Raw genomic sequence first — 13,402 nt, forward strand, 5'->3', positions numbered from 1 at the left:
CCCGGTCCCATTCCGAACCCGGAAGCTAAGACCCACAGCGCCGATGGTACTGCACCCGAGAGAGTGTGGGAGAGTAGGACACCGCCGGACAACACTTAGCACTGAGGCTCCGACATACTGTCGGAGCCTCAGTCATTTAACGACCCGGACACGCCTGCCGGCTCTTGCCTACAATGGGAAGATCGCAGGCTCAGAATCCTCCGACACTTCACACATAGATCAACAGCGAGAGCGTCCGACACAGGGTCAGGTCAGCTCATGACGAGAGGAATTGTGCCATGGCTGATCGGGAACCCTTCCGTGACCGCGGAGCGAATCACCGCGAGGATGATAAGCGCGGCGAAGAGCGCCGCGGTGCGGAACGTCGCGGGAGTGACCCGAGTGAACGGCCTCGGCGGGGCTTTTCCGCGCCGCGGGGGGCCGGTAGCGGCGCAGACCGCCGCAAGCCTGAATCCGGTGACCGGCCGCGTTATCAGGATCGCTCCGAAAGCGGCTCCGGCCGGCCGACCCGTGAGGGTGGTGGCCAGCGTCGCGAGGGTGGCTCCGGCCGGCCGACCCGTGAAGGTGGCGGCCAGCGTCGTGAGGGTGGCTCTCGTGAGAGTGGCAACGACCGCGGTCCCCGCAGGGATTTCGGCGGTCGGGGCAGACCAGCCGAGTCCGGCAACCGTCCGAACTGGCAGGACCGGGATGGGCAGCGCGGCGAGCGCCGCCCCAAGCGTGATCAGGACTCCCGGAATGCCGGTGACCCTGCACGGCGCTGGGACCGGCCAACCGGCGGGGACAATAGGTCACGTGAAGCCGGCGCCGAAGGCCGTTCGTACCGAGAGCGCGGAAGCGGCGGAGCCTCGGATGGAACCAGGTCGCGCCCCGGGGGCTCTTCCGGACGCGACGGATTCTCCCGTGGCGGCGATCGTGGACAAAGCCGCAACTTCGGCGAGGACCGTCGTCCGGTGCGCTCTTACGGTGATGCACCTCGGGGAGGCGACCGCAGGGAAGCAGAGTACGGGCGGCGTCCTGAGCGTTCGCCCAGAGAAACAGGACCGAACGACGCTCCATTCGAGCGCCCGCATAACGCGCGTGATCTTCGCAGTGCCAACCGACCGGATCGGGAACGTTCGCCCGAGATCGATGAAGATGTCACGGGAAGCGAACTGGACAAGGTCACGCGCGCGGAAATCCGGAACCTCGAGGAGCGAAGCGCCCTGTGGGTGGCGAAGCATCTCGTCATGGCCGGACGCCTGATCGACGACGAGCCGGAGCTTGCGTTCCAGCATGCTCTCGCGGCGAGCCGTCGCGGGGGCCGTCTCGCTGTTGTCCGCGAAGCGGTCGGTCTCACCGCATACGCGGCGGGACACTATGGCGAGGCCCTGCGAGAGTTCCGGACCTACCGGCGAATCAACGGATCGAACGTCCACCTTCCGGTAATGGCAGATTGCGAGCGCGGACTTGGCCGCCCTGACCGCGCCCTGGACCTCGCCCGGTCTGAGGACGCGTCCTCCCTCGACGCAGCGGGGAAAGTCGAGTTGGCCATCGTGGTATCCGGGGCGCGAACCGACCTCGACCAACTCGACGCCGCGGTCGCCGCGCTCGAGATCCCGCAGCTGACAAAGAACCGCGCCTTCAGCTACAGCCCCCGGCTGTTCCGTGCCTACGCAGACGCTCTTGCTGCAGTGGGCCGCGGGGAGGAAGCGGCGTCCTGGCAGCGCCAGGCTGAACGTGCGGAGAATGCTCTCGGTGTCGGTGCCTTTGCGGATCCCGATATCATCGACCTCGTTGGCGAGGACGAAGACTTGGAGCTGGACCGCACCGCTGCAAGGGGCGCTGTCCAGAGTGTCAGTTCAACTCCGGACCAGGATGTCGAATCCACGGCTGATGAGGCTCCCGCTAACGATGAGGAGCAGGGTGACGGTGAGGAGCAGCGTGACAGTGAGTGAGACCGGTACGCCGCTGGCATGCCGTTACGGTGCTGTACTCGCTGATCTTGACGGCGTCGTCTATGCAGGCCCGTCAGCGATTCCCGGTGCCACTGAGGCACTGGAGAAGCTCCGGGACCTTGGCGTCGCCCTCGCTTACATCACCAATAACGCATCCCGATCCTCAGCGGAGGTGGCAGCACATCTTCGCGAGCTGGGCGCTCCAGCCACAGCTGAGCAGGTCTTCGGGTCGGCGTTGGCGGGCGCCGAACTCCTGGCTACGCAGGTGGCGCAGGGGGCAACAGTTCTCGTCACCGGCAGCGCGGTCCTTGCACAGCATGTAGCTGATCAGGGCCTCGTTCCGGTGACCACGGCGGATCCGGTTCCCGACGCCGTCATTCAGGGCTTCGAGCCATCGCTTGGATGGAAGGATCTCGCCGAGGCTGCGTTTGCGGTTGCCGGCGGCGCGGTGTGGGTCGCCACGAACACAGACATGTCCATCCCGCAGGCACGTGGAATCGCTCCAGGCAATGGCACGCTCGTCGCGGCGGTGAGCGCAGCCACCGGTAGAAGCCCGATCGTCGCCGGCAAGCCTGAAGCCCAATTGTTCACAACGGCGGCGGCTCACCTCGGCGTCGAGGAAGCGCTGGTGGTCGGCGACCGCCTCGACACGGATATTCTCGGCGGAAACCGTGCCGGAATGGCCACGGCGCTGGTGCTCACCGGAGTGGACACGGCAGCGAACGCGCTGGCAGCCGTCACCGAGCAGCGCCCAACGTACCTTTTCGCGGACCTTGACCAGCTGCACCGTCCTTATCCGGAGGTCACCGAGCAGGACGGCGTCTTCTCCTGCGGTGAGTCGTCAGCCAGCGTTGAGAACGGCGTCGTTCTTATGACCGGTGGCCGCGATGATCTCGACGCCTGGCGTGCAGCGTGCGCTGCCTGGTGGGCAGCGTGCCCGCTGCAGGACACCGCCGATCTTCCCGGACTGAAATTCCTTGACGAGGATGCGGAACGATGAGGAGCCATCGTGGGAGCCACTGAACCGCCTCCTGTTGAGCAAGGATCGCTGCCGGACGGCGGGCTAGCGGATTATCCAACAGTGTCGTCCACCGGTGACGCGGCCGTGGACGACGTTCTGCACACGCTCACCGCGATGCCTGAGCTGGCCGAGGCGGACCAGCACACGGCCTACGAACAGCTTCACGACGAGCTGCTCGCTGAGCTCAACACGGAGCACAGCTGAGCGTGGCCCGACTGGACCAGGAGCTGGTGGCCCGTGGGCTGGCCCGCTCACGATCCCATGCGGCGCAACTCATCGCAGAAGGCAAGGTTCGCCGCTCCGGCTCTGTCCTGACCAAGGCGTCGTCGTCGGTCTCGGAGGGTGACGAGATACTCGTGGCCGGCAGCGGCGCCCCCGACTACCCCAGCCGCGCCGCATACAAGCTCGAAGGTGCGCTGGAAGTCTTCACCGGCGTCGGGGTTCAGGGCAAGCGGTGCCTCGACGCGGGCGCGTCCACCGGCGGCTTCACCGACGTCCTGCTTCGCCGTGGCGCGGCCGAAGTGGTGGCGGTGGATGTTGGGCACGGGCAGCTGGTCGATCAGTTGCGTAACGATCCGCGCGTTTTCGTGCACGAAGGGCTCAATGTCCGGTTCCTCGACTCGGGGCAGATCGGCGGGCAGGTGGACCTGACGGTTGCGGACCTTTCCTTCATCTCGCTGACCCTCGTGATGGCACCGCTTGCGAATGCGACGCGGAAAGGCGGGGATCTGGTGCTCATGGTCAAGCCGCAGTTTGAGGTCGGCAGGAGCGCACTCAGCCGCACCGGAGTGGTGACGGATGAGGAGCAGCGGCGCGGCGCCGTCGTCGGCGTGGTGCATTCCGCACTGGAAGCAGGTCTCGACGTCGAGGGGGTCGCGCGTAGCCCACTGGCGGGTCAGAACGGAAATGTGGAGTTCTTTCTGTGGATGAAGGTGCCCTCGGGCTCGATGGTGCCTAGGATCGGTAGGGACGCAGGTCAACTTGCGCACCGAATCGTGGACGGCAGCTCCGCGTTCGGCACCAGCGGCGATGCGTGAAGCCGTCCCCACCTGATACAACGGAGCGTGATGACTAGACGCATACTGGTACTCGCCCACACCGGCCGGCATGACGCAATGGCCGCTGCCCAGGAGGCCTGCACACGGCTGCACGCTTCCGGGCTGACTCCGGTCATGCGCGCCGAGGAGCTGCGCGACATCCAGGCGGAGTACGGCACGCTGGCAGCGCCTACCGAGACGCTCGGGGCGGACGCGGGACTTGAGGACATCGAGCTTGGCATGGTGCTCGGCGGAGATGGAACCATCCTCCGTGCAGCTGAACTGGTCCGCGGGACAGACGTTCCGCTACTGGGCGTCAACCTCGGCCATGTCGGTTTCCTCGCCGAGAGTGAGCGGGCGGATCTCGCCGAGGCGGTCCGCTGGGTCGTGGACAAGGATTACACCGTCGAGGAACGCATGGCCATCGACGTGCAGGTCTGGCGTGGCGACCAGCTGACCGCACAGACCTGGGCGCTCAACGAGGCCGCGATCGAGAAGGCCAACCGTGAGCGCATGATCGAGGTGGTCCTGGAAGTTGATGGCCGCCCGGTCAGCTCCTTCGGCTGCGACGGCGTCGTCCTGGCTACCCCCACCGGTTCCACCGCGTACGCTTTCTCTTCCGGCGGTCCGGTTGTCTGGCCGGAGGTGGAGGCCCTCCTGGTGGCTCCGATCAGTGCGCACGCGCTCTTCGCGAAGCCGCTCGTGGTCGCCCCGACGTCGCTGCTCGCCGTGGAACTCCTCACCCGCACCGACGCATCCGGCGTGCTCTGGTGTGATGGGCGGCGCACCGTCGATCTGCGGCCCGGCGCCCGGGTTGAGGCCACGCGGTCAGATATCCCGGTCCGGCTGGCGCGCACGCATCAGACACCCTTCTCGGAGCGGCTCGTCCGCAAGTTCGAGCTGCCCACTCAGGGCTGGCGTGGCCCGGCCACTCATGACGGCGAGCCCGCCCGATGATCGAGGAGATCCGGATCCGCGACCTCGGAGTGATCGCAGACGCGACGCTCTCCCTGGGGGCCGGCTTCAGCGTTGTCACCGGTGAAACCGGCGCGGGCAAGACGATGGTCCTCTCTGCGCTGAACCTGCTGATGGGCGCGCGTTCCGACGCCGGCGCTGTGCGCCTTGGCGCGAAGAACGCGTCCGCTGAGGCAGTGCTTCGCGTGGACCTTCAGGGCGCTGCAGCGCAGCGAGCCCTGGAAGCGGGCGGCGAGCTGGAAACAGACGACGACGGCGGTGCCGGCCTGATTCTCGCCCGCACAGTCAATAGCGACGGCCGTAGCCGCGCCTACGTCGGTGGAAGATCAGCTCCCGCCGGCGTCCTTGCCGAGGTGGGGGAGAAGCTGGTGGTGGTCCATGGCCAGTCGGACCAGCTCCGGCTTCGCAGTGCTGCGGCACAACGCGAGGCGCTGGACAAGTTCGGGGGCCCAGAGCTCGCCGCCGCCCTTGCCGCCTACCAGGGCACGTACCGGCGCTGGCGGGAGGTGAGCGCGAGCCTCGAGGCGCTGCGGAGCGCGGAGCGGGACAGGCTGCGGGAGGCCGAGTCGCTTCAGTCGGCACTCGGGGAGATCGATGCCGTTGACCCACAGCCGAATGAGGACGAGGCGTTGAAAGCGGAAGCGATGAAGCTCGGCAACGTCGAGGAGCTTCGCACTGCGGCCGCGGCCGCGCATCAGGCGCTGGTGTCGGGTGAGTTCCCCGAATCGGGCGATGCCACAACTCTGGTAGATGCGGCGAAGCGCCAGTTGGAAGCGGTCGGAGCGCATGACGCTGAGCTGGGATCACTGGCCGAGCGGCTCGCTGAAGTCGGTTACATCCTGGCTGACATCTCCACCGAGCTGGCCGGCTACGCGGCATCTCTTGACTCGGAGGGGCCCGAGCGGCTGGCCGAGGTCGAGGCGCGGCGGGCAGAGCTCAACATTCTGATCCGCAAGTACGCTCCGTCCATCAGCGAGGTGCTCGACTGGGCAGCCACCAGCCGGGACCGGCTCGACGAGATCAGCGGTGACTCCGACAGAATCGAGGGCCTGCAGCAGGAAGCTTCTGCTTTGGAAAGCAAACTGGTCGCTGACGCGGAGGTCCTTGGCCGGCTGCGACGGGCTGCCGCAGAAGACCTGTCCGCACGGGTCAGCAGCGAACTTTCCGCCTTGGCCATGCCTGATGCGCTGCTCATCATCGACGTCACTTCGGGCGGCACCCCTGGACCGCTGGGCGCCGACGAGGTTTCCTTCTCCCTGCAGCCGCATGCCGGGGCGGCCCCGCGTCCACTGGGCAAGGGTGCCTCGGGCGGTGAGCTCTCACGGGTCATGCTGGCGATCGAGGTGGTGCTCGCCGCCGTGGATCCCGTACCGACTTTCGTTTTCGACGAGGTTGACGCGGGAGTCGGCGGCAAGGCCGCCGTCGAAATCGGGCGTCGTCTTGCCATGTTGGCCCAGCATGTACAGGTTGTCGTCGTCACCCACCTGCCGCAGGTGGCGGCATTCGCCTCGCACCATATCCGCGTGACGAAGAGCAGGGCGGCAGACGGCGGTTTCACCGCCAGCGACGTCGAGGTCCTCCCGGAGTCGGAGCGGGTGCGGGAACTCGCGCGTATGCTCGCGGGTCAGGAGGAGTCTGCCAGCGCCCAGGCACACGCGGAGGAGCTTCTGCTTGATGCAGCGCGGACAGCCGTCAGGTGATAGGGTCGAACTCCGTGGTGCAGCAAACAATCTCCCGGTTCCAGAAGTCCGCAAAGACTACCAAGCACATCTTCGTCACCGGTGGTGTGGCGTCTTCTCTCGGTAAGGGACTGACGGCTTCCAGCCTCGGGCACCTGTTGAGGGCGCGCGGTCTGTCCGTCACCATGCAGAAGCTGGATCCGTATCTGAACGTTGATCCCGGCACCATGAATCCGTTCCAGCACGGCGAGGTCTTTGTGACCGACGACGGCGCGGAGACGGACCTCGACATCGGTCATTATGAGCGCTTCCTCGATGAGAGCCTTGACGGCTCAGCCAACGTCACCACCGGCCAGGTGTACTCCGAGGTCATCGCCAAGGAACGGCGCGGCGAGTACCTGGGTGACACTGTGCAGGTCATTCCGCACATCACCGATGAAATAAAGCGCCGCATGCGCCTGCCCGCGGAGCCCACAGGGTCCCGCAAGGCACCGGATGTCATCATCACCGAGATCGGCGGCACGGTCGGTGACATCGAGTCCCAGCCGTTCCTTGAGTCGGCGCGTCAGGTGCGCCAGGATATCGGCCGAAACAACGTGTTCTTCGTCCATGTGTCGCTCGTGCCCTACATCGGACCCTCACAGGAGCTGAAGACCAAGCCCACGCAGCATTCGGTGGCCATGCTGCGATCAATCGGTATCCAGCCGGACGCCATCGTCATCAGGTCAGACCGCGAGGTGCCGGATGCCATGCGCGAGAAGATCGGCCGCATGTGTGATGTGGATGTCGATGCAGTGATCAACGCCGCTGACGCCCCCAGCATCTATGACATCCCCAAGACCCTCCACGCGCAGGGACTCGACGCCTACATCGTCCAGGCACTCGACTTGAAGTTCAAGGACGTCAACTGGACCAAGTGGAACAAGCTCCTCGAAGCCGTTCACCACCCGAAGCACCATGTCGAGATTGCGCTGGTCGGCAAGTACATTGACCTCCCGGACGCCTATCTCTCCGTGACCGAGGCGCTGCGTGCCGGCGGCTTCGCGAACAAGGCCAAGGTCCAGATCCGCTGGGTGCCCTCGGACGATTGCGCAACCCCGGACGGTGCGGCACAGGCGCTCGATGGCGCTGACGCCATCTGCGTCCCAGGTGGCTTCGGCATCCGCGGGCTTGAGGGCAAGCTCGGTGCCCTGCGCTACGCCCGTGAGAACAAGGTGCCCACGCTGGGTCTCTGCCTCGGTCTGCAGTGCATGGTGATCGAGTACGCCCGCAACGTTGTGGGCCTGAAGGGCGCTTCATCCACCGAGTTTGAGCCTGACACTGATTTCCCGGTCATCGCCACCATGGCTGAGCAGCTCGAGATCGTTGCCGGCGAGGGTGACATGGGCGGCACTATGCGGCTCGGCCTGTGGGACGCATCGCTCAAGGAGGGGTCCGTGATCGCAAAGACGTACGGCCGCACCGAGGTGAGCGAGCGCCACCGCCACCGCTACGAAGTGAACAACGAGTACCGCGAGAAGCTCGAGGCCGCCGGTTTGGTTGTCTCCGGTACCACCACGGACGGCAAGCTGGTCGAGTTCGTGGAACTGCCCGCGTCGGCACACCCGTACTATGTTTCCACCCAGGCCCACCCCGAGCTGAGCTCGCGTCCCACCCGCCCGCATCCGCTGTTTGCCGGGCTGGTCAAGGCGGCCCTCTCTCGCCGGGGCGTCAAGGCTTAGCCATGGGAGTCGAGCCGCAGGCCGCCGCAGTAGCTGACCGGCAGAGTCCACGCCGGTTGCTCAACTCCACCACGGCTTTCTCCGGCAAGATTTGGGATGTGGTCAGCGAGACCTTCCGGCTGGATGAGGACGGCGAGCCGATCACCCGCGAGTACATCCAGCACCCGGGCGCGGTCGCGATTCTCGCCATGGATGATTCCGAGCGCGTCCTGCTGCTTCGCCAGTACCGCCACCCGGTACGGATGGATTTGTGGGAGATTCCTGCCGGGCTCCTCGACGTTGACGGGGAGGACTTCGCCGTCGCCGCAGCTCGGGAACTGGCTGAGGAAGCGGACGTCACGGCGAGCACCTGGCACGTCCTGTCGGACCTGTTCCTGTCGCCTGGCTCCTCGAGTGAAGCCCTGCGTATCTACCTCGCACAGGGCATTGAGGAAGTTCCTCAGGACAAGCGGCACACCCGCACCCATGAGGAAGCCGAAATCGAGCTCGCCTGGGTACCTTTGCCGGATGCAGTCCAGGCAGTGCTCGAGGGGCGGATCCACAGCCCCTCCGCCGCGGCAGCCGTGCTGGCAGCGGCGGCGGCCAAGACGTCGGGTTACCGGTCCCTCCGCCCCGCAGATGCTCCCTGGCCCGAGCACCATAGCCAGCACGGAACGTGGCCCCAGGGCCCTGTCCTGCAGGACTGACCCAATGGCCGAGGGTAGGCAAGCGACCGCACCGGACGAGCTCCAGACCACTGGACCCGGCCGGCTCATCAGCGAGTACCTCCAGCACATGCTGGTGGAGCGCGGCCTCTCCGTGAACACCCTTGCGGCCTATCGCCGCGACCTGCTGAGATACCACCGCTTCCTCACAGCAGCGGGCATCGAGTCGATGGACACCGTTACGCGCCAGCAGGTGTCCGCGTTCGCGCAGGGACTGGCCGCCGGCGAGGACGGGCAGGCGCCGCTGAGCCCCCGCTCCGCCGCCCGTACCGTTGTCGCTGTACGCGGCCTGCACCGCTTCCTCGCACTTGAAGGAACGACGACGGCGGATCCCGCCGAGGATGTGCACCCGCCCACCGCCGGGCAGCGGCTTCCGAAGGCGATCTCCGTGGACGACGTCACCCGGATCCTCGAAGCCGTCGACACTTCCACTCCCGGCGGTCTGCGTGACCGGGCACTGCTGGAGTTTCTGTACTCGACCGGGGCACGCATCAGCGAGGCCGTAGGACTGGACGTGGATGATGTGTCGGTCGATGCAGCCCTGGATGGTCCCGCCGTCGTCCGTCTGTTCGGCAAGGGGTCCAAAGAGCGGCTGGTGCCGCTCGGCTCCTACGCGGCGCGGGCCATAGAGTCCTACCTGGTGCGGGCTCGCCCGGCGCTGGCCGCCAACGCATCCGAGAGGAACAGTGCTCCTGCACTGTTCCTCAATCTCCGCGGCGGCCGGCTGAGCAGGCAAAGTGCATGGACCATCCTAAAAGCCGCTGCGGAGCGCGCCAAAGTAGCCGGGGAAGTGTCACCCCATACCCTTCGCCACTCCTTCGCCACCCACCTGCTGCAGGGAGGCGCCGACGTCCGGGTTGTCCAGGAGCTCCTGGGACATGCGTCCGTCACGACAACCCAGGTGTACACGCTGGTCACCGCGGACACGCTGCGCGAAATTTATGCGGCAGCCCACCCGCGCGCGCTTTAATTGGTATCTGCCTGACAGATAATTGACAGTGCCTGTAACCCCGGAAGGCGTGTCGGAAACTATAGGTGTATGGACAGGACACATACACCAGGGGGGACAGTGTTGCAGCGATACGATGACGTTTTCGCGGCGTTACACAGAGAACACCGCGACCGCGTGTTTTCCTTCATACACCGGCGGGTGAGCAGCAGGGAAGCAGCCGAGGAACTCACCAACGACGTGTTCCGTATCGCCTGGCAGCGGAACCCGCAAGCCTCAGACGTCACGCCGGCGTGGCTTCTCACCGTCGCCCGCAACGTCATCGGCAATGAATACCGCCGCCGTGAGCGGGCCGAGCATCTCATGCAACGGGTACGGGACTCGGTTGTTCTTGCCGCCCGGGCCGGAAACGGAGCGGGGCAGCAGGCGGTAGCCGATTCACTGCTGCGGCTCCGGGAGAAGGAACGGGAAGTTCTACTCCTCGCCTATTGGGATGACCTGTCCACCACAGAGATCAGTGAGGTGCTGGGGTGTAGTCCCTCCGCAGCCAAGGTGCGCCTGCACCGTGCCCGCGCCGCATTCGCACAGATGATGCCTGCCGCTCTCATGGCAGAAGAAGGAGCCTGAAATGGACCGCATAGAGAACCTGATCCGGGGCCTCGACCCCGTGCGCGCCGAACGGGAATCCTCCGATTCACCCACCGAGATTATCGCTCTTCCGGCCGGGAACGGCCAGCAGGAACCTGGAGTTGCCATGAACACCGAACCTATCGACAGCTTGCATATCGTCGGCCGCGAAACCGGTAATGACGGGAACGACGCCTTCAGCGATGACCGTCCCGTCGTCGTCCCCCTGCGGCGCCGCCGCAGGACAGCAATGATTCTCGCCGGTGCTGCCGCGGCAGCAGTGGTGGCAGGCGCCGTCGTCGTCGGCGGTTCCCTGGGTGCTGAGTCGCCCCTGCCTGCGGGAACAACGGACCCCGCGCCATCGGTTGAACCGACCCAGCAAGGAACGGCCGATCCGTCGCCGTCAGCTGAACCGACCGCGGAACCGACTCCGGAACCAAGTGTCGAGCCGAGCGGGGTGCCGACAGGTCCTCCGGCGGACGAGGGTTGCCGCGTGCAGGACGTCGACCGCGTCATGGAACAGGGGAGTGACTTCATGAGCCTGACCCCCTTCGCGGCTGATCCCAGCCATTATGCGGTAGTTGGTTGCACCGATGAGTGGATGGCGATGGAACTGACGGACGCGGGCTTTGAGGCCAACCCGCAGGACGGCGGCAACGCCTGGTACTACGTCGCTCGACGGGTGGATGGCCAATGGCTGGTTGAAACTGCCGGCTACAGCGCGCTCACGAAGTGGGAGTTCCTCCCCGTCGTGGACGGCCGTACGCCGCAGGAAATGATGGACCAGCAGTTCATCGACGTCGGCATTCCCGTGGAACTGCGCCCGGAGCTCGTGGGGGACGCGCCGGGTGCACCAGAAACGCGTGAGACCCACGAATTGACGGAACTTGGGGTCGTGTTCGACACCCGGAGTGACTGGGATGTCGTACCCGCCTCACAGGGAGTGGACCTGGTGAATGCCGAAGTCACAAAGGTTGCCAATCTGCAGCACTCGAACGCGAGCGGCCTCGGCGGCGTGTGTTCCCAGGCCCCGGTGCCGTGGCAGGAACTTGGAGCGGTCCCCGTTTCCGTCACTGTTCCCGGGGGTTCAGAGGTGCCGGCCCGCTTCACGCTTCGGATTTTCGAGGGAAATCCGCTGATAGCGGCCCCGTCGCTGATCGGCGCAGACCAGCCTGCATCCGGAGAATCCTGCATGCTCTACAACGTGATCAGTGGACCGGGAACCGGTCTGCTGGCGCTGACAACCACCTTCGCGATGTCACCGTACGAACAGGGAGGTGCGCTTGAGTTCAGCTCGATGGCTGAAGCGGAAGCCTACGCCCAGTCGGAAGAGTTCGCCCAGCTCGCCGAAATCGCTGACTCAATCACCGTCACCGACTAAGTCGCATTCCAGACCGCTGACGCCCTGCTTCCTCGTCCGTCCGGACCCGGAAGCAGGGCGTTTGTTCGTCACGTTCCTTCGCGGTAGGGATACCGGTGGTCACTGGCGTAGGACCGGAAGATTTCCTGTGTTGATTCGCCGTCCTGCGTAAACTCTTCCTTGAGGAACGCCGCAAGGGGGTCGGTAGCAATGACGTCTCCGTATCCCAGGGTCGTCAGGGTCACCATGGAAATGTAGAAGGCCTCAGCGGCGTCACCGTAACGGGAAGGATCGAGGCCAGGAGAGTAGGTGAAGCCCTGGGGTACGTGAGGATAGAGCATCAGCGCCCAGCCGAGCGCCTGCAGGGCAGCCCAGAAAACGATCACGCAGACGAGCGCGAGCGGCCCGGCAATTCCGGCGCCCTTGTCTCCCAGGCGCCGCATGATCCTCCAGACGGCCGCCACGCACAATCTGCTGAGGCGCCCGCGGCCGCTGGGGTGAAGAAGCGTGTGAAACACCTCGATCAGCCCCAGCAGGATCACCAAAGCACCGAGGACGGACAGCAGCAACGGCACAACGCTCTCCTGACTGGTCGGGGGTCGTCGGTCGGAGCAGTCTAACCGGTTCAGCATCCCGTCGTGGAAAGATGGGCGAGTGAACGACTCGCACCAATTCTCTTCCGAACCGCCCACTCCGGGAGACAGCCTGACCGCCGCCGAAATGCTCGCCCGCCGCCTGGATCGGCCGATGGGTGTGCTCGGGTTGGTCTTCCTCTTCGTGGTCTTGGGCCAGCTCCTCGCTACCAACCCGACCCTGGTGTTGGCACTGAGCATCGCGGGCTGGGTCTTCTGGGCAGTGTTTGTCGCCGAATTCTTTCTGCGTGCCTACATCGCAGGGTTCAGCAAGGCGTTCTGGAAGAAGAACTGGTGGCAGGTGATCTTCCTGCTGGTGCCGTTCCTCCGGTTCTTCCGTGCGCTGCAGGCGGTGCGCCTGTTGCGGCTGACACGAGTGGCACGGGTGGGAGGAATTCTCTCCGCAGGGATCCGGGGTTCGCGCTCGGCTGGAAGGCTGCTCTCCAGCCGGATTGGCTGGATGGTCGCCGTGACCGCCGTCGTCATCCTGGCGACGAGCCAGCTTTTCTATGCGACCGGAACCCACTCGAATTACGGCGAGGCGCTGTTCGAAAGCGCGATGGCCACGATCACCGGCAGTGGAATCACACCGGAGACGGGCTTCGCCCGCGTGATGCAGGTTGTGCTCGCCGTTTATTCGATTGGTGTCTTCGCTACGCTGGCGGGTTCGCTGGGCGCATTCTTTCTTCGCGAGGATGACCGGCGGCGGACCACACCGGACGGCGGTATCAACCCTGGAATCGGCCGCGACTAAACTTGGCTC

At 65.6% G+C, this 13,402-nt stretch carries 13 protein-coding genes and 1 rRNA gene; 13 read left to right on the forward strand and 1 reads right to left on the reverse strand.

The window, feature by feature from the left end:
- The 12 genes from rrf to ASH00_RS07660 form a co-directional block, all read left to right on the forward strand.
- Positions 1–90 (forward strand): 5S ribosomal RNA (gene rrf / locus ASH00_RS07600); the annotation flags it as partial.
- A gap of 188 nt (positions 91–278) precedes the next feature.
- Positions 279–1,934: a hypothetical protein gene (locus ASH00_RS16985; protein ID WP_235563224.1), complete on the forward strand. Its 1,656-nt coding sequence runs from the start codon at positions 279–281 to the stop codon at positions 1,932–1,934.
- Positions 1,891–2,934, forward strand: a complete 1,044-nt coding sequence (locus ASH00_RS07615; RefSeq protein ID WP_082565981.1) for an HAD-IIA family hydrolase — start codon at positions 1,891–1,893, stop codon at positions 2,932–2,934. The genes ASH00_RS16985 and ASH00_RS07615 overlap by 44 nt, the downstream gene beginning before the upstream one ends.
- A 9-nt stretch (positions 2,935–2,943) precedes the next feature.
- On the forward strand, positions 2,944–3,159 hold the full coding sequence (locus ASH00_RS07620; protein ID WP_056546992.1) for a hypothetical protein: 216 nt from the start codon (positions 2,944–2,946) through the stop codon (positions 3,157–3,159).
- A gap of 2 nt (positions 3,160–3,161) precedes the next feature.
- The gene (locus ASH00_RS07625; protein WP_082565982.1) at positions 3,162–3,992 is read left to right on the forward strand and encodes a TlyA family RNA methyltransferase; all 831 of its coding nucleotides are present in this window, start codon (positions 3,162–3,164) and stop codon (positions 3,990–3,992) included.
- Positions 3,993–4,022: 30 nt separating this feature from the next.
- The gene (locus ASH00_RS07630; protein ID WP_056546994.1) at positions 4,023–4,949 is read left to right on the forward strand and encodes an NAD kinase; all 927 of its coding nucleotides are present in this window, start codon (positions 4,023–4,025) and stop codon (positions 4,947–4,949) included.
- A complete protein-coding gene (recN, locus tag ASH00_RS07635) occupies positions 4,946–6,667 on the forward strand; it encodes a DNA repair protein RecN (protein ID WP_056546997.1) in 1,722 nt (573 codons plus the stop codon). Before ASH00_RS07630 ends, recN begins: the two co-directional genes overlap by 4 nt.
- On the forward strand, positions 6,664–8,367 hold the full coding sequence (locus tag ASH00_RS07640; RefSeq protein WP_056547000.1) for a CTP synthase: 1,704 nt from the start codon (positions 6,664–6,666) through the stop codon (positions 8,365–8,367). The genes recN and ASH00_RS07640 overlap by 4 nt, the downstream gene beginning before the upstream one ends.
- Before the next feature lie 2 nt (positions 8,368–8,369).
- A complete protein-coding gene (locus tag ASH00_RS07645; protein ID WP_056547003.1) occupies positions 8,370–9,053 on the forward strand; it encodes an NUDIX domain-containing protein in 684 nt (227 codons plus the stop codon).
- Between the two features lie 4 nt (positions 9,054–9,057).
- Positions 9,058–10,041, forward strand: a complete 984-nt coding sequence (gene xerD / locus ASH00_RS07650; RefSeq protein WP_056547006.1) for a site-specific tyrosine recombinase XerD — start codon at positions 9,058–9,060, stop codon at positions 10,039–10,041.
- Between the two features lie 69 nt (positions 10,042–10,110).
- Positions 10,111–10,647, forward strand: a complete 537-nt coding sequence (locus tag ASH00_RS07655) for an RNA polymerase sigma factor (protein WP_056547009.1) — start codon at positions 10,111–10,113, stop codon at positions 10,645–10,647.
- 1 nt (position 10,648) lies between these two features.
- Positions 10,649–12,028: a hypothetical protein gene (locus ASH00_RS07660; RefSeq protein WP_056547011.1), complete on the forward strand. Its 1,380-nt coding sequence runs from the start codon at positions 10,649–10,651 to the stop codon at positions 12,026–12,028.
- A 68-nt stretch (positions 12,029–12,096) separates the two neighbouring features.
- Here ASH00_RS07660 and ASH00_RS07665 read toward each other — a convergent pair whose 3' ends face one another.
- The gene (locus ASH00_RS07665) at positions 12,097–12,582 is read right to left on the reverse strand and encodes an ion channel (RefSeq protein WP_056547015.1); all 486 of its coding nucleotides are present in this window, start codon (positions 12,580–12,582) and stop codon (positions 12,097–12,099) included.
- A 79-nt stretch (positions 12,583–12,661) separates the two neighbouring features.
- Between ASH00_RS07665 and ASH00_RS07670 the strand changes: the two genes are divergently transcribed.
- A complete protein-coding gene (locus ASH00_RS07670; RefSeq protein ID WP_235563227.1) occupies positions 12,662–13,393 on the forward strand; it encodes an ion transporter in 732 nt (243 codons plus the stop codon).
- Positions 13,394–13,402: the final 9 nt, after the last annotated feature.

Source organism: Arthrobacter sp. Soil782 (genome assembly GCF_001428435.1).
Classification (GTDB): domain Bacteria; phylum Actinomycetota; class Actinomycetes; order Actinomycetales; family Micrococcaceae; genus Arthrobacter_D; species Arthrobacter_D parietis.

Bases quoted from the DNA above. Each gene is read 5' to 3' on its own strand.
- ASH00_RS16985 (WP_235563224.1), top strand. From the start codon at position 279: ATGGCTGATCGGGAACCCTTCCGTGACCGCGGAGCGAATCACCGCGAG.
- ASH00_RS07615 (WP_082565981.1), top strand. From the start codon at position 1,891: ATGAGGAGCAGGGTGACGGTGAGGAGCAGCGTGACAGTGAGTGAGACC.
- ASH00_RS07630 (WP_056546994.1), top strand. From the start codon at position 4,023: ATGACTAGACGCATACTGGTACTCGCCCACACCGGCCGGCATGACGCA.
- recN (WP_056546997.1), top strand. From the start codon at position 4,946: ATGATCGAGGAGATCCGGATCCGCGACCTCGGAGTGATCGCAGACGCG.
- ASH00_RS07645 (WP_056547003.1), top strand. From the start codon at position 8,370: ATGGGAGTCGAGCCGCAGGCCGCCGCAGTAGCTGACCGGCAGAGTCCA.
- xerD (WP_056547006.1), top strand. From the start codon at position 9,058: ATGGCCGAGGGTAGGCAAGCGACCGCACCGGACGAGCTCCAGACCACT.
- ASH00_RS07655 (WP_056547009.1), top strand. From the start codon at position 10,111: ATGGACAGGACACATACACCAGGGGGGACAGTGTTGCAGCGATACGAT.
- ASH00_RS07660 (WP_056547011.1), top strand. From the start codon at position 10,649: ATGGACCGCATAGAGAACCTGATCCGGGGCCTCGACCCCGTGCGCGCC.